The organism is Cedecea neteri, from assembly GCF_000758305.1.
In the GTDB taxonomy this organism is placed as follows: domain Bacteria; phylum Pseudomonadota; class Gammaproteobacteria; order Enterobacterales; family Enterobacteriaceae; genus Cedecea; species Cedecea neteri_C.
Map to the genome: position 1 here is coordinate 1,739,431 of NZ_CP009458.1, position 26,007 is coordinate 1,765,437.

Below are 26,007 nucleotides of genomic sequence, written 5' to 3' on the forward strand. Positions count from 1 at the left end.
AGTCTGAAGTTGAGGAGTGAATCCTCAGAAGATTAGTACAGACGAGTGCGGCGTGCGTTTTCGCGAGCCAGTTTCTTCGCGTGGCGTTTCACAGCAGAAGCTTTAGCGCGCTTACGTTCGGTCGTTGGTTTTTCATAGAACTCACGACGACGAACTTCCGCCAGAACGCCTGCTTTCTCGCAGGAACGCTTGAAGCGACGCAGTGCTACGTCGAACGGCTCGTTTTCACGTACTTTAATTACCGGCATGTAACTCTCACCTTTAATAATTCGGTTTGCCGCTGGCATACAGGCCAGCTTAATTCAAAATGGTGCGGAATTTTACTGCAACTCTTGCTGCTTTGTAAAGCACCGAACGACCAGAAACCTGGCTTTTAGGGCCGGTATCTTCCAGGGCCGCAGATTATACACCATTAGTCCCGCCCAGGGGCAGCAAAGTTTTACTCCCCGTCATCCTTTGAGCCGCAACTGCACCGTCTGCACTCCCTTACCCCAGTCACTTACCTCAGTAAGCTCCTGGGGATTCAGTCCCTGGCCGTCTTGCTGCAACTCAAATGCTATAGGGTATACAAAGGAAGCCACCGGGATTAAACTTCGCGCCGGGCCAAAGAGGTAAAACAAGCCATGCGTGTACTGGGAATCGAAACATCCTGTGATGAAACCGGCATCGCCATTTATGACGATGAGAAAGGGTTATTAGCCAACCAATTGTATAGTCAGGTGAAACTTCACGCTGACTACGGCGGCGTGGTGCCGGAGCTGGCCTCCCGCGATCACGTTCGCAAGACCGTGCCGCTTATCCAGGCTGCCCTAAAAGAGGCTGGATTAACCGCCAAAGATATCGACGGCGTGGCGTACACCGCCGGGCCGGGCCTGGTTGGCGCGCTGCTGGTTGGTGCAACCATTGGCCGCTCGCTGGCGTTTGCCTGGGATGTGCCTGCCGTGCCGGTCCACCACATGGAAGGCCACCTGCTGGCCCCGATGCTGGAAGACAATCCACCAGAATTCCCTTTTGTCGCGCTGTTGGTTTCCGGCGGCCATACCCAGCTCATTAGCGTTACCGGCATTGGTAAATATGAACTGCTGGGCGAGTCTATCGACGATGCGGCCGGTGAAGCTTTTGATAAAACCGCCAAGCTGCTGGGGCTCGACTACCCGGGCGGGCCGCTGCTCTCCAAAATGGCGGCGCAGGGCACGGAGGGACGTTTCACTTTCCCACGTCCAATGACCGATCGCCCTGGCATGGATTTCAGCTTCTCTGGCCTGAAAACCTTCGCGGCAAACACCATTCGTGATAACGACGCGGACGATCAGACTCGCGCGGATATCGCCCGTGCTTTTGAAGATGCGGTGGTGGATACGCTGGCCATTAAATGTAAACGTGCGCTCGAACATACCGGCTTTAAACGTCTGGTGATGGCGGGCGGCGTGAGCGCCAACCGCACTCTGCGCGCTAAACTGGCCGAGATGATGACTAAACGTCGTGGTGAAGTGTTTTACGCGCGCCCGGAGTTTTGCACCGATAATGGCGCGATGATCGCCTATGCCGGAATGATTCGTCTGAAAGCCGGCACTTCTGGTGAGCTGAGCGTTAGCGTTCGCCCACGCTGGCCGCTGGCAGAGTTACCCGCCGCCTGACAAGCAAACTAAAAGGAGCGTTTAACCGCTCCTTTTTTGTTTCTGAACTGCCTTCCAACGAGTCATATTCTGCAACAAACGAAAGCGAAATTAGCCCGGTACTTTCGGCGCACAATCCGGCACTCTATCGCGATACCCGACTGAACCTGGAGAATGTTGTGTCCGATATCCTCAGCAAAATTATCGCCGTTAAGCATGAAGAAATTGCCGCCGCCAAAAAAGCGATTTCCCTGAGCCAGCTCGCCGAACAGGCCGCTGCACAGAATCACCGCGATTTTGTTGCCGCACTCCGTCGCAAGCGTGATGCGGGCCTGGCGGGGGTAATTGCCGAAGTGAAAAAGGCCAGCCCTTCGAAAGGCTTAATCCGCGAAAATTTCAATCCTGCGGAGATAGCCGTTTCTTACCAACAAGGCGGGGCTGCCTGTTTATCGGTACTGACCGACGAACAGTTCTTCCAGGGAAGCGCTGCATATCTTCAGCAGGCTCGAGCTGCCTGTGAGCTGCCGGTTTTACGCAAAGATTTTATGATCGATCCGTGGCAGGTTGTGGAAGCCCGGGCGATGGGGGCGGATTGCATCCTGCTTATTGTTTCTGCACTGGAGGATGGTCAGATGCAGGAGCTTGAGGCGCAGGCTCACGAGCTGGGTATGGCGGTACTGGTAGAGGTGCATGATGCCGATGAGCTGGAACGTTCGCTCCGGTTGACCACGCCGCTTATTGGCGTGAATAACCGTAACCTGCGCACCTTCGAGACCACGATAGAAACCACCATCAGCCTGTTGGCACAGCTGCCGGCAGATCGCATGGTTGTTACCGAGTCAGGCATCGCTACGCGCGAGCATGTCATCCGTTTGCGCGAAGCCAACGTGAATAATTTCCTTGTGGGTGAAGCTTTTATGCGGGCAGAAGAGCCAGGCAAAGAATTAGCCGCGATGTTTTTCCCCGAGCGCTAAACGTCTGAACGTTTGTTAAACCACGCCTAAAGCCTGCTGAGATAGCGGGCTTTTTTATTGATTTTTGCCAGGATTATGTTGATAAATGTCGTGCACTTAAGGTGCATAAAAAATGCAATTTATACAATAACGATAATGAGTGGGACAATATGAGCGATAAATGGTTAACAACGCTGATCACTGACGATCCGCAGGCAGGATATGAACTGGCGGTGACGCTAAGCCGTCGCGGAGTCAAAACCGTGCAGCCAGATCCGGAGGTATTGAAAAAGCTGCGTCCGGTTTACGCCAATGACGCAGATGCGCTGATTGCCTCATCGCAGGTCATCGCGATTCATTTCCAGACGATTGCTGCGGCGAATAATTACTGGAAGGTTTAGCGCTTAGCTGATTTACCTAAGAAAAAGGAGTGATTTATCACTCCTTTGTTGTTTCTGCGAGGTTCAAAGAAGACAACGTTATTCAGGCTCGTCTTTTTTCTTTTTCTTTTTGAATCGCGCCCAGATTTTCGTTTCCTGGCCCCGCCACAGGCGCTGAATATTGTCGTGATGGCGCATCAGGATCAGGCAGGAGAGCATCGCCACCGGGAAGGTAAACTGCGGCTTGAACCACCAGACATAAAATGGGGCAATCAGGGCGCTGATAATGGCACCGAGGGAAGAATAGCCGCTTAACAATACGCTCAGCAACCAGGTTCCCGCCATCACGCCGGTTAAGTCCCAGCCAATGGGGGCAATAGCGCCAAACGCAGTGGCGACACCTTTACCGCCTCGAAACTTAAAGAACACTGGCCAGATATGGCCCATGCAGGCGGCAATAGCAATCAGGCCAAGCCAGAAGGGCGTCACACCCAGGGCCCAGGCCGCCCAGACCGGCAGCATGCCTTTCAGCACATCAAAAATTAGTACCGCTACGGCTGCACCTTTACCGCCAATGCGTAACACATTGGTTGCTCCTGGATTACCGGAGCCGCTCTCGCGTGGATCGGGGAGACCGGCAATGCGGCACACCAGAATGGCGCTAGAAATCGAGCCGCAAAGATACGCGAGGAAAATCATACCAGGCGCGATTGCACTCATAACGCTGTTCCATGTTGAAAGTGTCGAAGTCTTCTTTGCATCTGTGGATAATACGCATATTTCGCCGGAAGTGGTATCCGGCATGACTAAAAACCGGGCAGGGCGTGATGGACATTGTATTTATAGAGCAACTTTCGGTAATCACCACCATCGGTGTTTATGACTGGGAACAAACCATTGAACAGAAGCTGGTGTTCGATATCGAAATGGCCTGGGATAACCGCAAAGCCGCGAGCAGTGACGACGTTAAGGATTGCCTCAGCTATGCGGATGTCAGCGAAGCTGTTTTGCAGCACGTCGGCGGCGGGCGTTTTGCGCTGGTGGAGCGAGTGGCTGAAGAGGTTGCGGAACTGCTGCTGAGCCGCTTTAATTCTCCGTGGATTCGGTTAAAGGTGAGCAAGCCTGGCGCCGTTGCACAGGCTGCTAACGTCGGCGTTATTATCGAGCGTGGCAGTAATCTGAAACAAAGCAAATAATGGCCTGAGCGTTAAACCAAACGACGACGCGCTGGTCTTATCATCGTATCTTTTGCGGCAGACGTAATTCGTGTGCCGTTTTTTGTGTTCGTTTTTCGGGATGAGGGGTAAGTGATGAGCGATTTACCAACGTTGGCGATTGCCGCCATTCTTGGCGTTGTGGAAGGATTAACGGAGTTTTTACCGGTATCGTCTACCGGGCACATGATCATCGTAGGGCATCTTTTAGGTTTCGAAGGGCAGACCGCGGAAACCTTCGAAGTGGTTATTCAACTGGGTTCTATTCTCGCCGTGGTCGTGATGTTCTGGCGTCGTCTGTTTGGTCTGATTGGCATCCACTTTGGTCGCCCTCCCGAGCATGAAGGGGTAGGCACCGGCCGTCTTTCTCTGATTCATATTTTACTTGGCATGATACCGGCGGTAGTGCTGGGCCTTCTTCTGCACGATGCCATCAAATCGCTGTTTAACCCGGTTAACGTGATGTATGCCCTGGTGGTGGGTGGCGTACTGCTGATCGCCGCCGAATGCCTGAAACCAAAGGTGCCGCGTGCCGTAGGCGTGGATGACATCACCTATCGTCAGGCGTTTATGATTGGGTGCTTCCAGTGTCTGGCGCTGTGGCCGGGATTCTCTCGTTCCGGGGCAACGATTTCCGGTGGGATGCTGATGGGCGTTAGCCGCTATGCGGCCTCTGAGTTCTCATTCCTGTTGGCGGTGCCGATGATGATGGGGGCGACAGCGCTTGATCTCTATAAGAGCATCGGCTTCCTGACTATGGGCGACCTGCCGATGTTTGCCGTGGGCTTTGTCACGGCGTTCATCGTGGCGCTGATCGCCATCAAAACCTTCCTGCAGCTCATCAAGCGAATTTCGTTTATTCCGTTTGCGATTTACCGCTTTATTGTTGCCGCCGTGGTGTTCTTTATCTTCACCTAGTAACCCTTGCCCTCAGCCTTGTGGCTGGGGGCAATGTGCTTCCTTCCAGGCCGCAACGGCCTTAATTCTCCGTTTCGTTAATTCTTCACGAATCGCCGGGCCGCTGAAGCCTGCTTCAATCACTTCTTTATTGGTTACGCTCTGCGCCGCAACCCAGGCCGAGCGTAGCATTCTGCCCTGCGGATAATCGCTGGCCTCAAAGCCGGTGCGCCCGCGCGCATCCGCTTCGCTGGTTAAGGCGATTTGCTCCACGCGTTGCGGCTTGCGCCAGGCATCAATGGCGTCGAACAGCTTGATCACCGTTTTGGGCTGCAAAATCGGGAAGGTGTGGATTAAGTCGTGGAATTCGGCGACCAGTTTGGCCAGATCCCGAATTTCGTTTGGCACGCGCAGGCGGGCACAAAGCTGCTCCACAAGCTTAACGCCCGCTGGCCCATGGCCGTGGTGGCTTGGCCATTTTTCCTTTGGCGTCAGCCCTTTCCCCAGATCGTGACACAGTGTGGCGAAACGCACATCTACCGTCGGGCTAAGCTGCGCGGCCATAGACAGAGTCATCAGCGTATGAATGCCGGTGTCTATCTCCGGGTGCCATTTTGCTGGCGCGGGGACACCGTAAAGCGCGTCAATTTCCGGGAACAGAACTTTCAGGGCGCCGCATTCGCGCAGTACGGCAAAAAAGACCTGCGGATTACGACTGGTTAGCGCATTTTCCGTCTCTTTCCACACGCGTTCGGCGGTGAGATGGGCAATTTCGCCGTTATCCGTCATGGATCGCATCAGGGCGAGCGTTTCTGGCGCGATCTGGAAATTAAGATGGGCGTAGCGTGCAGCAAAACGCGCTACGCGCAGGACGCGCAGCGGGTCTTCATTGAAAGCCGGTGAAACATGGCGAAGCAGGCGACGCTTAATATCGGCAAGGCCGTTATACGGGTCGATTAGTTCGCCATTTTCGTCCTGGGCAATCGCGTTGATCGTCAGGTCTCGACGCAGGAGATCCTGTTCAAGCGTGACGTCGGGTGCCGAATAGCAGGTAAAGCCGGTATAGCCCTGGCCCGATTTTCTTTCGGTGCGGGCCAGCGCATACTCTTCGTGGGATTGCGGATGCAGAAACACCGGGAAGTCTTTCCCGACCTGTTCGTAACCTTCGTCCAGCATTTGCTGAGGCGTCGCCCCAACCACAACCCAGTCTTTATCCTTAACCGGCAGTTTTAATAACCCGTCACGAACCGCACCACCGACAAGATAAATCTTCACGCTTTACACCCCAGGCACCGTAATTGAACCACGAATGGTAAGTGTAGATGCGAGGGGGAATCAACGGCTAATCTGCCGCCTTTAGTTCATCCAGCGATCTTTCTTCTTGCGGCTTGGGATCATGTGCGGAAGCAGCAGGCCAATCAGCAGGCCAAACCCAGCCACGCCGCCGCCGTACATAAACCACTGCATGATGATGGCACGCTGTTTGTCATCAAGCTGGACGTTGGCGGCATCCACCTTTTTCTTGGCGACGATAAGCTGGTTTTTGAGCTGCTGATTCTCGTCCTTCAGGCCTTTAATCACGCCATCACTCTGGGCCACTTTCTGCTGCATTTCAGCGGTACGCTGGTTCCAGGTCGTGTCGATGTTATTCAGCTTGTCGGTCAGCGTTTTGACCTGGTTTTCCAGATCAGGAACGCGGGTACGCAGGCTTGGCGTGGTGCTTAGCTGCGCGAGGGGGATCCAGGAGGTACGCCCGTTGCTGTCGCGTACCTGGCCGTATTTGGTTTCTTCATTGCTTTGCAGCAGCGTGACTTGTTCCCCTGCGTTGACTGTGCCAACCAGGCGGTAGTTATCGCCCGGGCCGCTGCGGACCCAGGTGTTTAATTCATCAGAGACATAACGTTTTTCTTCGGCATGAGCCACGACGGAAACGCTAAGGGAGAGCAAAGTGAGGCAAATCAGGCGTAATTTCTGCATTATTTCGTCGTTATTTTCATAAAGTGTGGAACGATAGTAGTGGCAACAGTCTGACGGCGCAATCCGTAAACCTGAATGAGAATCATCCTGATGTCAATTTGACCACCTGGTGTTCCCGCCCTACCGCAAATTCGCTACCCGACGGGGTATTTTGTCGTACTATTACAGACCTAATCGACGCTATTTAGTTCGCCAGGCGATCGCCTGGTGTGACGTAAACATAAGTAAAGAAGACATGGCCCAGGAAATCGAACTTAAATTCATCGTTAACCCCGCTGCGCTTGACGCGCTGTGCGAAAAATTAAATGCCCTGCCGGGTGAGCACAGCGACCCGCGTCAGTTGCTCAATATTTATTATGAAACGGCGGATAACCTGCTGCGTCGCCACGACATGGGGCTGCGTATTCGCGGGGATGCCGGGCAATACGAAATGACGATGAAAATCGCAGGCCGCGTGACCGGCGGGCTGCATCAGCGCCCTGAATACAATGTGGCGCTAAGCAAGCCCGAGCTGGATCTCGCTTTGCTGCCAGCAGAAGTTTGGCCGGAAGGGCTGGACGTGGCGACGTTACAGGCCGACGTGAAGCCGCTGTTCAGCACCGATTTTGCACGTGAAAAGTGGGTAGTTACTCACGGTGAGAGCCGCATTGAACTGGCGTTGGATCTGGGTGAAGTGAAAGCCGGTGAGCACCAGACTCCCATCTGCGAGCTTGAACTTGAGCTGCTGAGCGGTGAGACGGCGGATTTACTGGCTCTGGCGGAAAGCCTGGTCACCGAACCTGGCCTGCGTCAGGGCAGCCTGAGCAAGGCGGCACGGGGCTATCACCTGGCCCAGGGCAATGCGGTGCGCGAAGTGAAACCGCTGGGCGTGCTGTACCCGCCTGCCAAAGCCACCGTTGAACAAGGTCTGGAAGGGTCCCTGGAACTGGCGCTCGCCCACTGGCTTTACCATGAAGAACTCTGGCTTAGCGGCGTGAAAGCGGCCAAACAGCAAGTGATTGATGCCGTAGGTCTGGTGCGCCATGCTCTCGCGCTTTTTGGCGGCATTATTCCAAGAAAAGCGAGTACCCACTTACGTGAGCAACTGATTGCGCTCGAAGCACGCTTTGCCGGTGACGAAAAAGCCGAAGTGATTGTCTACAGCGCGCAGGCAAGCAGCGCTAAGCTGGCGCTGACCCGCTGGTTGGTAGAGCACCAGTGGCAGTCGTTTATTGATGAGAAAAGCCGTACGAAACTGGATAGCTCCTTCAAGCGTTTCGCGGATACGCATCTTTCCCGCCATGCGGCCGAGCTAAAAGACGCGTTCCAGCGCCCGCTGGGGGATGCATACGCAGACCAGTTGCCGCGGCTGGCGCGTGAAACGGATGCGATCCGCCTTCTGGCCGGGGTGTACAGCGATGCGCAAACCCAGCCGTGGCTGGAAAACTGGCAGGGGCTGCGTCACGCCATTGTTACCCGCCAGCGCATAGAAATTGAGCACTACCGAAACGAAGCGATCTCGCAGGCGCCTTTCTGGCTGCACAGCGGGAAATAATAGACTGGTAACGGATACCCACCATGATGGCGCTGACCCCTTTATTACAGCAGCACCTGCAGGCGTTTTTGCCGCGCCTGCCGCAAGAGATTGACTCCCTGACACTGAGCGAAGAAGCTCGCGCGGTGCTGGCGATAAGTGATTTTGTTGGTGACAGCGTGGTGGCGTATCCCGCCTGGCTGCAAACCCTGCAGCAGGACGCCCCCACGGCGGAAGAATGGCAGCACTATGCCGCCTGGCTCCAGCAGGATCTGCAGGATGTGCACGACGAAGCGGCATTGATGAAAGCGCTGCGTTTTTTCCGCCGCCGTATCATGGTGCGAATCGCCTGGGCGCAGGCGCTGGAGCAGGTAGATACGCAAAGCACGCTGCAGCAGCTGAGCGTGCTGGCGGAAACGCTGATTGTTGCCGCTCGCGACTGGCTTTATGCCGCCTGCTGCCGCGAATGGGGCACGCCCTGCAACGCCGCCGGTGAGCCGCAGCCGCTGCTGATCCTCGGCATGGGGAAACTGGGCGGTGGCGAACTTAATTTTTCTTCCGATATCGACCTGATTTTTGCCTGGCCGGAAAACGGCTCAACCCAGGGCGGGCGGCGTGAACTGGATAACGCCCAGTTCTTCACCCGTATGGGGCAGCGCCTGATCAAAGTCCTTGACCAGCCAACGCAGGACGGCTTTGTCTACCGCGTGGATATGCGCCTGCGCCCGTTTGGCGACAGCGGTCCGCTGGTACTGAGCTTTGCCGCGCTGGAAGATTATTACCAGGAGCAGGGGCGCGACTGGGAACGCTACGCGATGGTAAAAGCGCGGATTATGGGCGACAACGACGATGTCTGGAGCCAGGAATTGCGCAACATGCTGCGGCCATTTGTGTTCCGCCGCTACATCGATTTCAGCGTGATTCAGTCCCTGCGCAACATGAAAGGCATGATTGCCCGTGAAGTCCGTCGCCGTGGGCTAACGGACAATATTAAGCTCGGCGCCGGTGGCATTCGCGAAACCGAGTTTATCGTGCAGGTCTTCCAGCTTATTCGTGGTGGCCGGGAGCCTTCGTTGCAATCCCGCTCGCTGCTCCCCACCCTTGAAGCCATTCAACAGCTTCATCTGCTGCCAGAAGAAGATGCGCAGAAACTGCGGGCGGCTTACCTCTATCTGCGTCGGCTGGAAAATTTACTGCAAAGCATCAACGACGAGCAGACGCAAACCTTACCCGGCGACGATATTAACCGCGCCCGGCTGGCCTGGGCGATGCAGGCGGCTGACTGGGCCGAGCTGCAGCAAACGCTGCAGCTGCATATGAACGACGTGCGTCAGGTCTTTAACGATCTGATTGGCGACGACGAACCGGAAGCCGGTGAAGATAAAGTGGCTGAAGGCTGGCGTGAGCTATGGATCGACGCCCTGGATGCCGATGAAAATACGGCGGTTCTGAGCCATCTAACCTCTGAGGCGCGGGCCGAATTACTTAAGCAAGTTAGCCATTTCCGGCAAGAGATCGACAAGCGCACCATTGGCCCGCGCGGCCGCCAGGTGCTGGATCAACTTCTGCCGCACCTGCTGAGTGAAGTCTGTTCCAGGGCCGACGCGCCGCTGACGTTTTCCCGCCTGACGCCGCTGCTGTTTGGGATCCTCACCCGCACAACCTATCTGGAGTTGCTCAGCGAATTCCCCGGCGCGCTTAAGCACCTGATTACACTCTGTGCGGCCTCGCCGATGATTGCCGCGCAGCTTGCCAGCTACCCGCTGCTGCTGGATGAACTGCTCGACCCCAATACGCTGTATCAGCCCACGGCCATGGACGCCTATCGCGACGAACTGCGTCAATATCTGCTGCGCGTGCCGGACGAAGACGAAGAGCAGCAGCTGGAAGCGTTGCGTCAGTTTAAACAGGCGCAGATGCTGCGCGTGGCGGCGGCCGATATCGCTGGCACCTTGCCGGTGATGAAGGTCAGCGACCATTTGACCTGGCTTGCGGAAGCGATTCTCGATGCGGTGGTGCAGCGTGCCTGGGCGCAAATGGTGGCGCGCTACGGCCAGCCTCGTCATTTGCAGGACAGAGAAGGACGCGGCTTTGCCGTGCTGGGCTATGGCAAACTGGGCGGCTGGGAGCTGGGCTACAGTTCCGATCTGGACCTGGTTTTCCTGCATGATTGCCCGATGGAAGTGATGACGGACGGCGAACGAGAAATCGATGGCCGTCAGTTCTATCTGCGCCTGGCGCAGCGCATCATGCATCTGTTTAGCACGCGTACCTCGACCGGGATTTTGTACGAAGTTGACGCTCGCCTCAGGCCGTCCGGTGCGGCAGGTATGCTGGTCACTACCGCAGAGTCTTTTGCTGATTATCAAAAGAACGAAGCCTGGACCTGGGAACATCAGGCGCTGGTCCGCGCCCGCGTGGTGTACGGCGATCCGGCGCTAAACCGCCAGTTTGACGCTATCCGCCGTGAGATCCTGTGCACGCCGCGTGAAGGAGAAGCCCTGCAGGTAGAAGTGCGCGAGATGCGTGAAAAAATGCGCGCGCATTTGGGCAATAAGCACCGCGACCGCTTTGATATTAAAGCCGATGAGGGCGGGATCACCGACATTGAATTTATTACGCAATATCTGGTGCTGCGCTACGCCAGCGAAGCGCCGAAGCTAACCCGCTGGTCCGATAATGTGCGCATTCTGGAGCTGATGGCGCAGAACGACATTATGGATGAAGCCGAGGCCAAAGCGCTGACCCACGCCTATGTCACGCTGCGGGATGAATTGCACCATCTGGCGCTGCAGGAATTGCCGGGCCACGTTGCGCTGGACGCCTTCGTGAAAGAGCGCGAGCAGGTGCGTCGGAGCTGGCAAACCTGGCTTGGCGAGCCGCAAACGCACGCGGGAGAGTAATTATGTTATCATCCCGCGCAAAATTTTATCCCTCGCTGGAGAGTCAGGAATGAAAGTAACGCTGCCCGAATACAGCCGTGCAGGCGTCATGGTGGTTGGTGATGTGATGCTGGATCGCTACTGGTACGGCCCAACCAGCCGTATTTCGCCGGAAGCCCCGGTGCCGGTGGTGAAAGTCGATACCATCGAAGAACGCCCTGGTGGCGCGGCTAACGTGGCGATGAACATTGCTTCGCTGGGCGCGAATTCTCGCCTGGTTGGCCTGACCGGCATCGACGATGCGGCACGCGCGCTCAGCCAGAGCCTGGCCGGGGTCAACGTGAAGTGTGACTTCGTTTCTGTTCCGACTCACCCGACGATTACCAAGCTGCGCGTGCTGTCCCGCAACCAGCAGTTGATTCGCCTCGACTTCGAAGAAGGGTTTGAGGGTGTCGATCCCGAGCCGCTGCACGAGCGTATCAGCCAGGCGCTGCCGCAGATTGGCGCGCTGGTGCTTTCCGACTACGCAAAAGGCGCCCTGGCGACTGTGCAGCAGATGATTGGCCTGGCTCGCGAAGCCAAAGTCCCGGTACTTATCGACCCGAAAGGAACCGATTTTGAGCGCTACCGTGGCGCAACGCTGCTGACCCCGAACCTTTCAGAATTTGAAGCCGTGGTTGGCAAGTGCAAAACCGAAGCCGAGCTGGTGGAACGTGGCATGAAGCTTATCGCCGATTATGAACTGTCGGCGCTGCTGGTGACGCGTTCAGAACAAGGCATGACGCTCCTGCAGCCGGGCATTGAGCCTTTCCATCTGCCGACTCAGGCGCAGGAAGTTTATGACGTGACCGGGGCCGGTGACACGGTGATTGGCGTACTGGCGGCAACGCTTGCGGCGGGGAACTCGCTGGAAGAAGCCTGTTACTTCGCGAATGCTGCGGCTGGCGTGGTGGTTGGCAAGCTGGGGACGTCAACCGTTTCTCCGGTCGAGCTGGAAAACGCGGTGCGCGGTCGCGCGGAAACGGGTTTTGGCGTGATGACCGAAGCCGAGCTGAAAGTTGCGGTTGCCGCTGCCCGCAAGCGCGGTGAGCGTGTGGTGATGACCAACGGCGTGTTCGATATTCTGCATGCGGGTCATGTTTCCTATCTGGCCAACGCGCGCAAGCTGGGCGACCGCCTGATTGTCGCGGTCAACAGCGACGCTTCAACCAAACGCCTGAAAGGGGAAACCCGTCCGGTGAACCCGCAGGATCAGCGTATGATCGTGCTGGCTGCGCTTGAAGCGGTGGACTGGGTTGTGTTGTTTGAAGAAGACACGCCTCAGCGCCTGATTGGTGAAGTCCTGCCGGATCGTTTAGTGAAGGGCGGCGACTACAAACCAGAACAGATTGCCGGGAGCAAAGAAGTTTGGGCCAACGGCGGGGAAGTGATGGTACTGAACTTCGAAGATGGCTGCTCCACCACCAATATCATCAAGAAGATCCAGAATAACGGCTAAATTAGCCACTGATGGATTATTGCTTGATACTCTGCTTGTCCGATAGATTGTACGGGTAGAAAAAGAAAGGCCGGGATTTGGTAGTTTACCGAATTCCGGTTTTTTTTTAACCTATTATTCTACGAGAGTGAATACAACTATACAGAACATTCTCTTGCTTCGTTGGCACTTCATTAAAGGATATTTATGGATAAGAAAGTGATAGGGAAAACCCTCGCTGGGGCGATTGTTTTTGCGATTGTCGCTAAATTCAGTGCAGGATATTTTTCTAAGCCTGAGGTTCCGGTTCACAGGGATAATGTCATGCTGGATGAAGTGAATACCAATACGGAAGGCTACCAAAAACAAATTGACTATGCGGACAGTCTGTTGAGAAAAATACAGCGTCAAACATTCACTGCAGGCCAGAGAAAACTCTGTGATATTGATTGGCCTGAATATGCAGACACTAAGGCCAGAACATTTTTCGAAAGTGTTGGTATCAATAAAAAAGATATGGCACCAGACACAGAGCTAGGCAAGCAAATTGTTATCATCCGTAGCATGAACACTTTGAACTGTTATCTCGGAGCATCAGACAAAGCACATGGTAGTTATTCACAGGAGATAAAGGAAAAAAAGAGTGTTTATGCTGATGCTAAAAATAAGGCGACAACTGCGCGTGAAAGAGGCGGGGTGATGGGAATGGGATTAATGCTTGATGCCTATGATGCCGGCTTTAAAGCTAACTAAGAGATTAAATTGCCGACAATAACTTTATGCATTGAAAAAGCTCAATGCGAGCACTGAGCTTTTTCATTTCTACTGGTGGCTAGTTCAGTGCTTCACTAACGTGGCGAAGTAGTAAACCAGCGGAATAGCCAGCAGGTACAGCCCCACCGGAATTTCACGCCACTTACCGGCAATCACTTTAATGATGATATAGAACAGCAGGCCGCCGGCGATCCCGGTCCCGAAGCTGTTGGCGATAAGCGTAATCATCACCATCATCAGCACCGGCAGGCCTTCGGTGAAGTTGCCCAGATCCACTTTGCGCAGGCCGCTGAACATGTTCAGGCCGATAAGGATCAGCGCGGGGGCGGTAGCCTCTTTCGGGATCATCAATGCCACCGGGGTAAACAGCAGCATCAGCAGGAACATCACTGCGGCCGCCAGTGCGGTCAGGCCGGTTTTACCGCCCGCTTCTGCGGCTGCCGAAGACTCAATCAGCGCCGTAGCCGCCGGAATACCGACCCACGGACCAAGAGCGGCGGCAATGGAATCCACCATAAACGGGCGGTTGATGTGCGGCATGTTGCCGTGCTCGTCCAGCAAACCAGCTTCACCTCCCACCGCCAGCGTCGTGCCCATGGTGGAGAAAAACTCTGAGGCAAAGAACACAAACAGGAATGGCAGGAAGGCGATGTTCAGCGCGCCGAGCATATCCACGTGACCGAGTACCGGTGCCAGCGAGTGCGGCATCGCGATAAAGCTTTGTGGCAGGTGGGTGACGCCCAGCGGAATACCGACCAGAGTGGCAAACAGAATCGCCCATAAAATGGCCCCCGGCACGCGGCGAGCCTGAAGCGCAATGGCCAGGAACAGGCCGCACAGCGCCACGACAGCGCCAGCAGAAGTGAAGTCACCGAGCGCCAGCGCGTTAGTTTTGGCGTTGGCGAGCACCAGCCCGGCGTTGCGGAAGCCCAGCACTGCAACAAACAGGCCGATGGAGGCCGTCAGCCCAAGCTTGATTGACTGCGGTACCGATCGTGTGACCACTTCACGCAGGCCAAGGCGGGTAAGCGCAAAGAACAGAATGCCGGACCAGCAGGCGATACCCAGGCCAATCTGCCAGCCAATATGCTCACTCCCGGCCAGCGTCACGCCGACCAGTACCGAACCGCCGATGCCTGGCCCGACAATAAACGGCAGGTTGCCGTAAAAGGCCATCAGCAGCGTGCCGAGAACGAAAACGATGATCGTCCCGGTCGTTGCTGCGCCTTTATCCATCCCGCCCACGGCCAGCAGGCCAGGGATCACAACCAGCAAATAGGCGGCGGCGAGAAAGCCGGTGATGCCCGCGAGGCATTCGGTTTTCACTTTGCTTTGGCGGCTGCGAAGCTGGAATCGCCGCTCCAGCCAGCTTTCGCTGGCAGCCTGAGACACTGAATTTTCGGCCATTATTTGGCTCTCCGGATTAATGTGTTGTGTGTGCGTCTGCCGGGTGTTCGTGGCATTCAATAAGCGGGTCGACGATCTGGCGAGTGCTGCCGTCCGTCAGTCCCAGGTCGGTCAAATGTGGCCCGGCGTTACAGGCCAGGCAGGTGCCTTCGATGGCCTTGAACACGCGGTATGGCGGCTCCCAGTCGGCGACTTTATTGCTCAATTCACGGAGTTGAGCAAACTGCTGCGCCAGCTCGGCGGCGGGCAGGTCGGAGAGCATCCCGGCAATCGGCATTTCTACCTTCGCCAGCATCTGCCCGTTCTGGCTCAGCGCCATCCCGCCTCCGCAGGCAATCAGCTCGTTAGCGGCGAGCGCCATGTCCTGCGGATCTCTGCCGAGGACAACGAGGTTGTGCGAGTCGTGGGAATAGGTGGTGGCAATCGCGCCGCGCAGCTCACCCCAGCCTTCGAGCAGCGCCAGCTGTGGTTTTGCCTCATGGCGACCGTGGCGATGCTGAACCCAAATCAGGCTGAAGCCGTCCGGGATCTGAACTTCACCGTGCCGGACTTCTACCTCGACTTCGCTCCACTGTGTGAAGCGAGCTCCCTTGATGTGGCGCAGGCGCGCGCGACCATTATTCACTGGTACCTTGAGAACAAAATCGTTCGGACTCAGCGGCTGCAACTGAACCGTATCTCGAGGGGGAACGATGGCCGGTGCCGCGACGGGTTCCAGCATTTTTCCCTGCTCCGCGACGAGCTTACCGGCGACATAAACGGTTTGGGCGCTCAGTTTTTCCAGAGAATCGAAGACCACCAGATCGGCGGTGCGGCCCGCGGCAATCAGGCCGAGATCCGGACGTTGCAGGCGCAGCGAGGCGTTCAGCGTAGCCAGGCGCAAAGCATCCTCGGCCTTCATGCCGTGCTCAATGAGTAAATTCAGCAGGGCAACGATGCCGCCTTTTGCCAGCAGCATGTCTGGTGGCACGTCGTCGGTGCAGACGGTGACCTGCGATGAAAGATGAGGCAGGCCGTTCAGGGCGGCGACAATCTCCGGCAGCAGGTACGGATGCGACCCGCGTATCTCCAGAGTCAGCCCGGCACGCAGTTTTTCCAGCGCGTCGGCTGCGGAGGTCAGTTCATGATCTGACGTCACGCCAGCGGCAAGGTAGGCCTGCAATCCGGCACCGTTCAGGCCGCGAGCATGTCCTTCAATCAGTTTGCCGCTTTCCAGACCAGCATTAAGAATTTCGAGCATTCTTTCGCTGCCGTTAAGCACGCCGTGCATATCCATCACTTCTGCCACGCCCGCCACTTCCGGCCATGAAAGCAGGGTTTCCATCTCTTTTCCGGCAAAATCAGCGCCGGACATTTCCAGGCCCGGCGTTGAAGGCACGCTGGACGGGGCTGCGCAGATCACGCGCAGCGGCAGGTTGCGGCTGGCGTCAACGGCGTAACGCACGCCTTCAATACCGAGCACGTTTGCCAGCTCGTGCGGATCCCAAAAAATCGTTGTGGTGCCCTGAGCGACGACGATTTCCGCATAGCGCGCGGGCGGCAGGTGGGAGCTTTCAACGTGGACGTGGGTATCCATCAATCCCGGGCTGAGATAGTTTCCGGCGAGATCGTGAATCTGTTCGGCATCTTCGCGGCTGCCGCGTGGATGTACGCTGGCGATAAGCGTACCGACGATACCAACATCCGCCTCACGGATTTCACCGGTGGCCATATCCACGACCCGGCCATTGATGAGCAGCAGGTCGAAAGGCATTTCGCCGAGGGCGGCTTTTACCGCGCGGCGACGTAAATCAGCAGGCGTCATGACAGGTTCCAAAAAAGGGGCTCTGACGGCTACTCTAGGCAGGGGAATACACTTTGCCCAGATGATTTAATTTATCAGCCGATAAGAAACGTTTATCCTGTGGCAAACGTTTACCTGGCAACCCTGATACTCCAATGGCTGAACCTTGGCAGCGCCTTCCCGCACTCTCGTTAAAACAGATCCAGTATTTTGTGACGCTGGCCAAACTCCGTCATTTCACCGATACCGCCAACCGGCTGGCCATTAGCCAGCCCGCGCTAAGCAGTGCGTTAAGGCAGATCGAGTCCGTGCTGGGCGGGAAGCTGGTTAACAGAACCGCTGCGGCAGTGACGCTGACGGAGCTGGGCGCAGCGCTATTGCCCCATGCCGAACGCGTGCTCAACGTCGCGCAGCGCGCCTTTGACGACATGCAGCGCATTGTCCAGGACGGCGGTGACGGCACGCTTCGCATAGGCCTGGTGCCCTCGGTCGGCAGTCTTTTATTTCCCGATATCCCTCAACGTATCTCTGAGGCTTTTCCTCGCCTACGCGTGGAGTTTCACGACCGCACCAATGACGCGCTGATTGCCCAGCTTGAAAGCGGCCAGTTGGACTTTGGCCTGGGGGCGCTGGACAGTTCTGTGCCCAAAACGCTGGAGATCCATCCGCTGCAGGAAGATCCCTTCGTGGCGGTAGTCAACTGTCACGATCCTCTGGCAGAATCCAGCCACGCGCCGTGGCGAAGCCTGGTGAAGCGGGACATCGCGGTGTTTTCAAAAGGTAATATCAGCCGGCTGGTAGCGGCGATGGCGGAAAGCCAGCGCCTGACGCTCAATGCGCGCTATCAGGTTGATTTTATTGAAACCCTTTATGGGCTGGTGCGCTCTCAGCTGGCGGTGGCGATTCTGCCGCAGCTCTACACCACCTTTTTGCAGGACCCTGAGCTGAAAGTGATTCATTTGCAGCAGCCTTCGCTGAGTCGCACCGTGGCGCTGATGCGCAGCACCGAGCCGTTCGCGCCGCAAATAGAAGCCTGCTTCCAGCTTATTGTCCGCCTATTACAACAACGAAAAGTACTCTGACTTTACAAGGAAAACCTGACATGAAAAAGATCCTGCGCGTGGTGGTGGTGCTGCTGATTTTGCTGGTGGCCGCCGTCGCAATCCGCCTGTGGCTACTGCATCGTCACAGTGACGCTCTGTGGAATATCATCAGCCAGCAGTGCATTCCCAATCAGCAGCAGAACAACTCGCCTGCACCTTGCCTGAAAGTCGATCTGACCAGGCGCTATCTGGTGTTCAAAGATGCCAAAGGCCCACTGCATAATTTGCTGATGCCGACGGACAAAATCACCGGTATCGAGAGCCCGAAGATCCTCGAAAACGGCGCGCCAAACTACTTCCTGGATGCATGGGAGAATCGCCACTATTTGCTGGATGAAACCACAAAAGCAGTTCGTGACGATGATTTGGTGCTGGCGATCAACTCTCGCTACGGGCGTTCTCAGAACCAGCTGCACATTCACCTGTCCTGCCTGCGCCCTGAGGTGTATCAATCCATTAACCAGCTTGCCGATAAGGTCGGTGACCAGTGGCAGCCGTTTGGCGCGGAGATCCTCGGCCATAAATATCTGGCGAGAAAAGTCCCGGCAGAGGCGAATCCGTTTACCGTGCTGGCGGAGTACGTGAAGGCTCAGGGAGATGAGATGGAAAACTTTGGCCTGGCGCGGGTGGTGACGGCGAAAGGGGATGTGGTGCTGTTGGCTAACCCTCGCCAGCTGCTGGGCGGGAACCAGGGCTCGGCGGAAGAGATGCTGGACTACAGTTGCTCGCTGGCAAACTAAAGAAAAATGGCCTCGAATAAGAGGCCATTTTTTTATGCTATTACGACAGGTAATTCATGCCCTGTTTGAGCACCAGATCGCAGGCTTTGGTTTTCACCTTTTCAGCCAGCGGCGAGTTGCCGATGCTATTCAGATCCAGCTTCTGGCCGTTGGCCGTGTTCAGTAAGCCCATCAGACCCTGATTGTAGTCCTGCTTGTCGGCAGGCTTGGTGCTGCTTTCCAGCCCCAGCTTGGTCATCAGCTGGTTTTTAATGTTGTCGGTATTGGTGACGGAAGCCAGTTTGTTCTTCGCGCAGTATTCCATCACGCCAGCCGCATTGGTCATCGTACTTGAGCTGAGAGACTTGCTGTTGCCGTTCAGCAGGCTGGTCAGTGAAGAGAGAGACAGACCGCCGCTCTGAGCACCATTGCTGGTGGAGGTTGCGTTGCCGCTTTTAGTCAGCTCATTGGCGGCGCTGGAAAGTTGTTCCTGCCAGTTTGCTGCCGAAGCCTGGCCCGCGAAAAAGGCTGCTGCCAGCGCCATTGCGCAGAGCGTTTTATTCCTTGCTTTCATCTTGTGATACTCGCTTTGTTTGCCTGCGGTGCAGGAGATTTCAGGCGAGAGTATAGCGCTTTGGCCGGAAGCAGGGGGATTGAGAGTTGTCTTAAACCGTGGGGGCAGGTGAAAAAGCCGGGTTTCCCCGGCTTGTCATATCAGTTGATGATGTTCAGGGTCACATCGATGTTGCCGCGGGTTGCGTTGGAGTATGGGCAAACAATGTGTGCCGCATCGACCAGTTTTTTCGCTTCAGCAGCATCCATACCCGGCAGGTGGATGTTCAGCTTCGCTTCGATACCGAACCCAGTTGGCAGTGGCCCGATGCCGACTTCCCCTTCAATGAAAGCGTCAGACGGCATGGAGATTTTGTCGCGACCGGAGACAAACTTCATCGCGCCCAGGAAGCACGCGGAGTAGCCCGCAGCGAACAGCTGCTCTGGGTTGGTGACTTCGCCGCCCGCGCCGCCCATCTCTTTTGGCAGACCCAGCTTGACGTCCAGTACGCCGTCGGAAGAGGTTGCACGACCTTCACGGCCACCGGTAGCTTTGGCTTTTGCGGTGTATACGACTTTTTCTAAAGACATGGCAGGTTCCTCATCTTACATTTAGTTTGTGCTATAAAATAGCGTGCGATTTATATGGTGTTTTAAAAATCGCCGACAGTATCGACGATTAATTATTACGTATTTAAATTACTGCGCAAGGTTTCCAGCTGCGCCTTCAGCGCCAGCATGCTGTCCACGCTACAGGCGGAAGCGCAGCGTACGGAGTCTGGAATACCCAACGCTTTTTCCTGCAGCGCTTTGCCTTCCTGAGTCAGCGTCACTGCGACCTGACGCTCATCTTCTCGGGAGCGCTGGCGTAATAAGAGTCCGGCGCTTTCAAGGCGTTTAAGCAATGGCGTTAATGTGGCTGAATCTAAAAACAGCCGTTCGCCGATTTGCGAAACCGTGACATCGTCCTGTTCCCACAGCACCAGCATCACCAGATATTGCGGATAGGTAAGCTGCAGCGGCGCAAGCAGCTGGCGGTAGAGCTTGTTCACCGCCAGGTTGGCGGAGTAGAGCGCGAAGCAAAGCTGGTTGTCCAGCAGCAGGGCGTTCGTTTCGGTCGATGTCTTCTTCATGATTTCCAATATAGATAGTGCGCGATTAAATAGCAAATTTTATTTTGTACGTGTTTGCCTGCGCGATCATACCCGGGGCTTTTTGCGATAAAGCCACAGCCCCGGCAGCGAGAGCCCGATGGAGAGCGCCCCCACGATAAATGACGCTTTTAAGAAGTTGGTCACCAGTTGGATCATCAGCGGATCGCTGTAGCCAAAGTGTGTCAATTTTACCGCCGAGATCATCGCGGTGTAGGCGTAGATCCCCGGAAACATGGGAATGACGGCCGCAACGGTAAAGACCTTCGGATGAGCAAGATACCAGCGCGACCACTGAATACCAATGATACCGACCAGAATCGAAGCCAGAAAAGTGCTCCATTCGATGTTTAAACCCGCCGTCATCATCGCCATGCGTGAGCCGTGGCCGATGGCACCGAGCAGGCCGCAGTAAGGCAGGGCGCGCTGAGGCACGTTAAAGACTAATGCAAAGCCCACCGCCGGTACGGCAGACAGCGCCATGTCCTGAGCCAGAGCGAGAACAAACTCAATTATGCCCATCCTCTTAGCCCCCATACCGCCATCGCCATCACTACGCCAATGCAGGTGGCAAGCGTAAGCAGACTGGCCATCGCCCACCGGGCAAGCCCGGTGTTAACGTGGCCTTTGAACATGTCGGCCACGGCGTTAATCAGCGGGAAACCGGGGACGAGTAATAACACGCTTGCGGCCATCGCAATATTGGAAGTGGCGGCAAACGGGCCTTTGGCGATAAGCAGGCCTGAAACGGTAGTGGCGACAAACGCGGTGATGCAGAAGTTGATCTGCGGATGAAGCTGGCGGTGGGTGAGCAGCTGGCGGACATACATCGCCAGTGAGCTGGCGATAAAGGCGACAAACGCCCCGTCCCAGCCACCGTTGTTCAGTTTACAGAAGCAGCCGCAGGAAAGTCCCACCATCAGGACGACCAGCCAGCGCGGGTAGCGCAGCGGTTTGATGTGCTCGAAGCGTTTGAGAACGTCCCTGGCATCCAGCAGTTTGTGCTCGGTGAGGATCACGATGTGCTGAACTTCAGTCACGACGTGCATGTTGATCCCGCGATCGTTATTTTTACGGGTGGTCGTCAGGCACTGATTGTCTTTAATGGTGCTAAGCACAATGGCGTTAGCGGAGATTGAGCTTTCCACGCTGTCCATACCCAGCGCTTTGCCAAGGCGGGTTGAAAGCTCCTCTACCAGCGCGCTTTCTGCCCCGTGTTGCAGTAAAAAGAGCGCGCATTGAATACATAAACGAGTGACGTCCCGCTGGGAAGCAACATCTGGCTGCATGCTTGATCCTGACCAAAAAGAATGAAATACGCTTAACGTTTATCCATTTAACATGAGCGCATCGCTTCTTTAGCCGCGTCAGATCAAGCTTTGCGTCACTATCTCCGGCGATGAAACGTGATTATTTTTTCCAGCCATCGATTGCAACTCACGCAGACAATGCCGCCGATGACGAAAACCGATCCCAGCAAAAAACCGGCGTTTATCTTTTCATTCAGTAACCAGGCACCAAACACGACCCCGAGCAGCGGCGTGACAAAAGAAAAGGCGCCGAGCGCAGAAGCCTGGTAGCGGCGCAGTAAAGCAAACCAGATAAGCAAGCTCAGGAAGGAAACAATCACAGACTGAAAGACCATATTGGCCAGCAGCAGCGGTGTGGGGGTAAAGCGGGTTTGCCCCAGGAGGAACGACGCTGCAAGCAGCACAATAAAAGCCCCCGCAAGCTGAAACAGCGTCGTTTGGGCGGCGGAAACCTGGGCCAGGCGGGAGGTGCGAACCAGCACGGTAGTCGCGCCCCATGATGCGCCGGAAAGCAGGCAAAAGAGATCGCCGAAAAGCGATGAGTGCCCACCATCTGGCGCTGAAAATGTGACGATGACGCCAATAAATGCCAATACGATCCCAATCCATTGTACCGGCGTCAGGCGCTCAGAGAGCAGGGTAAAGTGTAGGCCCACGGCGGCAAACAGCGGTGCGGTATACAGAAAAACTACGCCGTGCGCGGCACTGGTATAACGCAGGCCGATGCCAAGAAACAAATACTCGAGTGCAAACAAAACCCCAGCTCCCGCGCCAGCAAGCCAGGGCAGGGAGGCGTACTGAATTTTCTCTTTTCTCAACAGCATATAAAGTGCGACCAGCCCTGCGCCTATACCAGAACGTAAGGCGATTTGTAGGATGGGGCTGGCGTCTTCAGCCGTGGCTTTCAGGCCGGGCTGTTGCAGGCTCCATATCAGGCAGAGGGTGATCATCCCGGCGACGGCCAGGCGGTCTATGGTCTTGTATCTGGACATGCGTTTTCTCCCGAAAAACGCATTATCAACTGGGTCGATATGCTTGATATAGTGAGAAACCGCCATGCCATTGTGCGTTTCGGTCAATGTTTTCTCGACGATCTTGAAGGTGGATATCCGTGCCAAAGAAAACGCCCAGTATCCTTACCGCGCCTTTTACCGGCGAGCTTCCGGCCACGCTGTACTTTCGCAGCGCGCCGATGCCTGCGCACGGTTTGTACCTGGAACACAGTCATCCGTGGGGAGAATTTGTCTCGGCGGTAAGCGGCGTTGTGGAGGTGCAATATGCCGGAGGACACTTTGTGGTGCCGTCCCAGTACGGTATCTGGCTGCCGCCGGACACCCAGCATCTTGCGCAAAATCGGATGGAGGCATGGCACAGCTCCGTATATGTCAGCCTCGCGGAGTGCGCAGCGTTTCCGCAGCAGGTGACCGTTATGGCTATCACGCCTCTCGTCCGGGCGATGCTCGAGCATTTACACCTTAACCCGCCGGGTATCCCTCCTTCTGAAGAGGAGTCGCGGTTCCTGCGCGTGCTGGTTGACAGGCTGATTAAGGCCGAACGTGTGGGGAACTATTTGCCAGGGGCGGACGATCCAGTGGTTCAGCGGGTGCTTAACCTTCTGGAACAAAACCCTGGGGATAGCCGCTCCGTGGCGGCGTTGGCGGCTTTGGCCAATACCAGTGAGCGAACGTTGATGAGACGTTGCCAGCGGGAGTTGGGTATGACGCTGGCGGAGTGGCGGCAGAGGCTAAGAATTGTGAAAGCGATGCCTTTGCTGGCCGAGGGATGGACCGTCGAGAATATCGCTTTTGAGCTGGGTTACGGCAGTTCATCGGCGTTTATTACGATGTTCCGCCGCTTAACCCAGGAAACGCCGGATGAGTATCGCAAGCGTGTCACCGGGCTGGAGCGTTAACTGAGCCGAAAGTCTTTTGCCTCCGGCTGCAGCAAACTTACTGGCAGACGTCGACCCATTTAGCGTGTGTGAGTTCGGCCATACGTTCAGGTGAAATGCGGACGGCGCTGTGGATAGCCCCTGCGGCGGGCAGCACTTCATCGTACTGGCGGAGTGAGATGTCGCAGAACACCGCCAGCGGGTTTTCCAACCCGAACGGGCAGACGCCGCCGACCGGATGCCCGGTCCAGTTCACCACTTCATCGCTGCTGAGCATTCGCGCTTTAGAGCCAAATGCTTCTTTAAGTTTCTTATTATCAAGACGTGCATCGCCCTTCGCGACGATCAGAATAATGTCGTTTTTGACCTTTAATGAGAGCGTTTTGGCTATTTGCCCAGGGGCCACATTGTGGGCTGCAGCGGCAAGCGCGACGGTAGCGGTGCTTTGGTTTAGCTCGATGATATCTATATCGGGGGCATGGTCGGCGAAGAATTGCCGCACGGACTGCAAACTCATGATTTTCTCCTGATCCAGGTGGCAAATAATTTCGCATAAGCTTGTGCTTTCTGTAAACCGCTTATACTTATCTCACACCCTCCTTGTCAGAAATTTCTGGATCTCCTTCACAATCACTGAAACCGGTTGCGGTAACCGGTTGCAGTAATAAATTCCGCGAGGAATACTGAACCCTGTAACCACCCCCTGTACCTAATAATAAGAGTCGTCTATGAAACGTATCCTTTTATGCTGTGCCGCTGGTATGTCTACCAGTATGGTCGTGAACAGGATGAAACAGGCCGCCCAGGATCAACAGATTGAGGTTGAGATCAAGGCGGTGGGTATCGAAGAGTTCACGGATGTTATGCCTGAATTTGATTGCTGTTTACTCGGTCCGCAGATCAAATACCGTCTGGAAGATTTTAAGGCTCAGGCCGCGCCCAAACGGATCCCGGTCACGGTCATTAACTCTATGGATTACGGAATGATGCGCGGCGACAGAATTCTCGCCGATGCACTCGCGTTGATAGCCTGACAGGAGAGCCACTATGTCTTCCAACCATGCTGCATTTAATTTAATTTTTCGGTTTGTTGAAAACTACGTTAGCCCGATAGCGGGTCGCATTTCTTCCCAGCGTCACGTGATGGCCATTCGCGACGGCTTTATTTCTGCGATGCCGTTTATGATTGTCGGCTCGTTCCTGCTGGTTTTTGCTTATCCACCGTTTTCGCCAACAACCACCTGGGGCTTTGCCCGCGCCTGGCTCGACCTGGCGAAGCAGTTTGAGGGGCAAATTCTAACGCCGTTCGATATGACGATGGGCATCATGTCTATCTACATTTGTGCGGCCATTGCCTACAACCTCGGCAAACATTACGTCAAATCGCACGGGCTTGATCCTTTCATGTGCGCGATGCTGTCGCTGATGGCTTTCCTGGTGGTTGCGGCCCCGAAAACCAAAGGCACGCTGCCGGTGGACAGCCTTGGCGGTACCGGGATCTTCACCGCGATTCTGGTGGCGATTTACTGCGTAGAAATGATGCGTTTCCTGAAGGCACACAACATCGGCATCAAGCTGCCTGACCAGGTGCCACCGATGATCAAAAACTCCTTTGATCTGCTGATCCCGGTGCTGGTTGTGGTGCTGACGCTGTATCCGCTGAGTCTGTTTATTCAGTCCCAGTTCGATATGCTGATCCCACAGGCGATTATGGCCGTGTTCAAACCGCTGGTGTCCGCGGCGGATTCCCTGCCGGCGATTCTGCTTGCCGTGTTGATTGCTCACCTGCTGTGGTTTGCGGGTATCCACGGGGCGGCGATTGTCTCCGGGATGCTGCAGATGTTCTGGCTAACCAACCTGGGCCTTAACCAGGGCGCGCTGGCGGCCGGTGCACCTCTGCCGCATATCTTTATGGAGGCGTTCTGGACCTTCTTCATCGTGGTCGGCGGTTCCGGGGCGACGATGGGGCTGGTTATCTGCTACCTGCGCAGTAAATCTGCTCACCTACGTTCCATTGGCCGTCTGAGCATTGTGCCAACCTGCTTTAACATTAACGAGCCGGTGATCTTCGGTACGCCGATTGTGATGAACCCGGTGTTCTTCATTCCGTTCCTGCTGGCGCCAATGGTTAACGCCGTGCTGGCCTGGGGCGCGATGAAGCTGGATCTGATTGGCCGTGTGATTTCCGTTGTGCCGTGGACCGCGCCTGCGCCAATCGGTGCTGCCTGGGCGCTGGGCTGGGACTTCCGTGCCGCTATCCTGGTGATTCTGCTGGCCTGCGTGTCGTCCATCATCTACTTCCCGTTCTTCAAAGTGTACGAGAAGCAGCTGCTGGAGCAGGAGAAAGAAGAAGCCCAGAGAGCGAGCGAGGAAGGAAGCCAACAGCTGGCTTAATGGTTTAGCTCAAT

27 protein-coding genes are annotated in these 26,007 nt (G+C 55.8%); 14 read left to right on the forward strand and 13 right to left on the reverse strand.

Annotation, left to right across the window (positions count from 1 at the left end; translation table 11 throughout):
• Positions 1-32: 32 nt before the first annotated feature.
• Entirely contained in the window at positions 33-248 is a 216-nt protein-coding gene (gene rpsU, locus LH23_RS08175; protein ID WP_001144069.1) for a 30S ribosomal protein S21, read from the reverse strand.
• 375 nt (positions 249-623) lie between these two features.
• Between rpsU and tsaD the strand changes: the two genes are divergently transcribed.
• The 3 genes from tsaD to LH23_RS08190 all read left to right on the forward strand — a co-directional run bounded on the left by tsaD (position 624) and on the right by LH23_RS08190 (position 2,970).
• Positions 624-1,637, forward strand: a complete 1,014-nt coding sequence (tsaD, locus tag LH23_RS08180) for a tRNA (adenosine(37)-N6)-threonylcarbamoyltransferase complex transferase subunit TsaD (RefSeq protein ID WP_039289971.1) — start codon at positions 624-626, stop codon at positions 1,635-1,637.
• A 158-nt stretch (positions 1,638-1,795) separates the two neighbouring features.
• A complete protein-coding gene (gene trpC / locus LH23_RS08185) occupies positions 1,796-2,590 on the forward strand; it encodes an indole-3-glycerol phosphate synthase TrpC (RefSeq protein ID WP_039289973.1) in 795 nt (264 codons plus the stop codon).
• A 149-nt stretch (positions 2,591-2,739) separates the two neighbouring features.
• Positions 2,740-2,970, forward strand: a complete 231-nt coding sequence (locus LH23_RS08190) for a hexameric tyrosine-coordinated heme protein (RefSeq protein WP_039296462.1) — start codon at positions 2,740-2,742, stop codon at positions 2,968-2,970.
• Positions 2,971-3,048: 78 nt separating this feature from the next.
• Here the strand turns inward: LH23_RS08190 and plsY are convergent, their stop codons facing one another.
• Positions 3,049-3,669, reverse strand: a complete 621-nt coding sequence (gene plsY / locus LH23_RS08195; protein ID WP_039289976.1) for a glycerol-3-phosphate 1-O-acyltransferase PlsY — start codon at positions 3,667-3,669, stop codon at positions 3,049-3,051.
• 107 nt (positions 3,670-3,776) lie between these two features.
• Between plsY and folB the strand changes: the two genes are divergently transcribed.
• Entirely contained in the window at positions 3,777-4,145 is a 369-nt protein-coding gene (gene folB / locus LH23_RS08200) for a bifunctional dihydroneopterin aldolase/7,8-dihydroneopterin epimerase (RefSeq protein ID WP_039289978.1), read from the forward strand.
• Positions 4,146-4,259: 114 nt separating this feature from the next.
• A complete protein-coding gene (bacA, locus tag LH23_RS08205; RefSeq protein WP_039289980.1) occupies positions 4,260-5,081 on the forward strand; it encodes an undecaprenyl-diphosphate phosphatase in 822 nt (273 codons plus the stop codon).
• 12 nt (positions 5,082-5,093) lie between these two features.
• Here bacA and LH23_RS08210 read toward each other — a convergent pair whose 3' ends face one another.
• Together LH23_RS08210 and LH23_RS08215 are read right to left on the reverse strand one after the other, a co-directional pair.
• The gene (locus LH23_RS08210) at positions 5,094-6,335 is read right to left on the reverse strand and encodes a multifunctional CCA addition/repair protein (RefSeq protein WP_039289983.1); all 1,242 of its coding nucleotides are present in this window, start codon (positions 6,333-6,335) and stop codon (positions 5,094-5,096) included.
• Positions 6,336-6,416: 81 nt separating this feature from the next.
• Positions 6,417-7,037: a TIGR04211 family SH3 domain-containing protein gene (locus LH23_RS08215; protein WP_039289986.1), complete on the reverse strand. Its 621-nt coding sequence runs from the start codon at positions 7,035-7,037 to the stop codon at positions 6,417-6,419.
• Positions 7,038-7,272: 235 nt separating this feature from the next.
• On the opposite strand from LH23_RS08215, the gene LH23_RS08220 reads away from it, so the two are divergent.
• From LH23_RS08220 to LH23_RS08235, 4 genes are all read left to right on the forward strand, one after another.
• Positions 7,273-8,571 (forward strand): inorganic triphosphatase, encoded by a 1,299-nt coding sequence (locus tag LH23_RS08220; RefSeq protein WP_039289988.1) that lies wholly within the window; start codon positions 7,273-7,275, stop codon positions 8,569-8,571.
• A 23-nt stretch (positions 8,572-8,594) separates the two neighbouring features.
• A complete protein-coding gene (gene glnE / locus LH23_RS08225; protein ID WP_039289992.1) occupies positions 8,595-11,453 on the forward strand; it encodes a bifunctional [glutamate--ammonia ligase]-adenylyl-L-tyrosine phosphorylase/[glutamate--ammonia-ligase] adenylyltransferase in 2,859 nt (952 codons plus the stop codon).
• A gap of 49 nt (positions 11,454-11,502) precedes the next feature.
• Positions 11,503-12,930 carry a bifunctional D-glycero-beta-D-manno-heptose-7-phosphate kinase/D-glycero-beta-D-manno-heptose 1-phosphate adenylyltransferase HldE gene (gene hldE, locus LH23_RS08230; RefSeq protein WP_039289994.1) on the forward strand — a complete coding sequence of 476 codons (1,428 nt, stop codon included), beginning with the start codon at positions 11,503-11,505 and terminating at the stop codon, positions 12,928-12,930.
• Between the two features lie 186 nt (positions 12,931-13,116).
• The gene (locus LH23_RS08235; RefSeq protein WP_039289996.1) at positions 13,117-13,662 is read left to right on the forward strand and encodes a hypothetical protein; all 546 of its coding nucleotides are present in this window, start codon (positions 13,117-13,119) and stop codon (positions 13,660-13,662) included.
• 84 nt (positions 13,663-13,746) lie between these two features.
• Here the strand turns inward: LH23_RS08235 and LH23_RS08240 are convergent, their stop codons facing one another.
• Together LH23_RS08240 and LH23_RS08245 are read right to left on the reverse strand one after the other, a co-directional pair.
• On the reverse strand, positions 13,747-15,090 hold the full coding sequence (locus LH23_RS08240; RefSeq protein ID WP_039289999.1) for an NCS2 family permease: 1,344 nt from the start codon (positions 15,088-15,090) through the stop codon (positions 13,747-13,749).
• Positions 15,091-15,106: 16 nt separating this feature from the next.
• Positions 15,107-16,894 carry an adenine deaminase gene (locus tag LH23_RS08245; RefSeq protein ID WP_039290002.1) on the reverse strand — a complete coding sequence of 596 codons (1,788 nt, stop codon included), beginning with the start codon at positions 16,892-16,894 and terminating at the stop codon, positions 15,107-15,109.
• Between the two features lie 134 nt (positions 16,895-17,028).
• Between LH23_RS08245 and LH23_RS08250 the strand changes: the two genes are divergently transcribed.
• On the forward strand, positions 17,029-17,955 hold the full coding sequence (locus LH23_RS08250) for a LysR family transcriptional regulator (RefSeq protein ID WP_039290005.1): 927 nt from the start codon (positions 17,029-17,031) through the stop codon (positions 17,953-17,955).
• A 20-nt stretch (positions 17,956-17,975) separates the two neighbouring features.
• The gene (locus LH23_RS08255; protein ID WP_039290008.1) at positions 17,976-18,716 is read left to right on the forward strand and encodes a CDP-diacylglycerol diphosphatase; all 741 of its coding nucleotides are present in this window, start codon (positions 17,976-17,978) and stop codon (positions 18,714-18,716) included.
• Positions 18,717-18,756: 40 nt separating this feature from the next.
• Here the strand turns inward: LH23_RS08255 and LH23_RS08260 are convergent, their stop codons facing one another.
• From LH23_RS08260 to LH23_RS08285, 6 genes are all read right to left on the reverse strand, one after another.
• Positions 18,757-19,269, reverse strand: coding sequence for a DUF2501 domain-containing protein (locus LH23_RS08260; protein WP_039290011.1), 513 nt, complete (start codon positions 19,267-19,269; stop codon positions 18,757-18,759).
• Positions 19,270-19,409: 140 nt separating this feature from the next.
• Positions 19,410-19,838 carry an organic hydroperoxide resistance protein gene (locus LH23_RS08265; RefSeq protein WP_008460060.1) on the reverse strand — a complete coding sequence of 143 codons (429 nt, stop codon included), beginning with the start codon at positions 19,836-19,838 and terminating at the stop codon, positions 19,410-19,412.
• Positions 19,839-19,933: 95 nt separating this feature from the next.
• Positions 19,934-20,380, reverse strand: a complete 447-nt coding sequence (locus LH23_RS08270; RefSeq protein WP_039290014.1) for a MarR family winged helix-turn-helix transcriptional regulator — start codon at positions 20,378-20,380, stop codon at positions 19,934-19,936.
• A 66-nt stretch (positions 20,381-20,446) separates the two neighbouring features.
• Positions 20,447-20,920 carry a threonine/serine exporter gene (locus LH23_RS08275; protein WP_039290017.1) on the reverse strand — a complete coding sequence of 158 codons (474 nt, stop codon included), beginning with the start codon at positions 20,918-20,920 and terminating at the stop codon, positions 20,447-20,449.
• Positions 20,911-21,687 carry a threonine/serine ThrE exporter family protein gene (locus tag LH23_RS08280; protein ID WP_039290021.1) on the reverse strand — a complete coding sequence of 259 codons (777 nt, stop codon included), beginning with the start codon at positions 21,685-21,687 and terminating at the stop codon, positions 20,911-20,913. The genes LH23_RS08275 and LH23_RS08280 overlap by 10 nt, the downstream gene beginning before the upstream one ends.
• Before the next feature lie 98 nt (positions 21,688-21,785).
• Positions 21,786-22,700, reverse strand: a complete 915-nt coding sequence (locus LH23_RS08285) for a DMT family transporter (protein ID WP_039296464.1) — start codon at positions 22,698-22,700, stop codon at positions 21,786-21,788.
• A 119-nt stretch (positions 22,701-22,819) separates the two neighbouring features.
• On the opposite strand from LH23_RS08285, the gene LH23_RS08290 reads away from it, so the two are divergent.
• A complete protein-coding gene (locus tag LH23_RS08290) occupies positions 22,820-23,620 on the forward strand; it encodes an AraC family transcriptional regulator (RefSeq protein ID WP_039290023.1) in 801 nt (266 codons plus the stop codon).
• 37 nt (positions 23,621-23,657) lie between these two features.
• Here the strand turns inward: LH23_RS08290 and LH23_RS08295 are convergent, their stop codons facing one another.
• Positions 23,658-24,116, reverse strand: coding sequence for a YbaK/EbsC family protein (locus LH23_RS08295; RefSeq protein ID WP_008460069.1), 459 nt, complete (start codon positions 24,114-24,116; stop codon positions 23,658-23,660).
• A 211-nt stretch (positions 24,117-24,327) separates the two neighbouring features.
• Here LH23_RS08295 and LH23_RS08300 point away from each other — a divergent pair, with 211 nt between their 5' ends.
• Together LH23_RS08300 and LH23_RS08305 are read left to right on the forward strand one after the other, a co-directional pair.
• Positions 24,328-24,633, forward strand: coding sequence for a PTS sugar transporter subunit IIB (locus LH23_RS08300; RefSeq protein ID WP_039290026.1), 306 nt, complete (start codon positions 24,328-24,330; stop codon positions 24,631-24,633).
• A 13-nt stretch (positions 24,634-24,646) separates the two neighbouring features.
• Positions 24,647-25,993, forward strand: a complete 1,347-nt coding sequence (locus LH23_RS08305) for a PTS sugar transporter subunit IIC (RefSeq protein WP_039290029.1) — start codon at positions 24,647-24,649, stop codon at positions 25,991-25,993.
• The last annotated feature ends 14 nt before the right edge of the window (positions 25,994-26,007 follow it).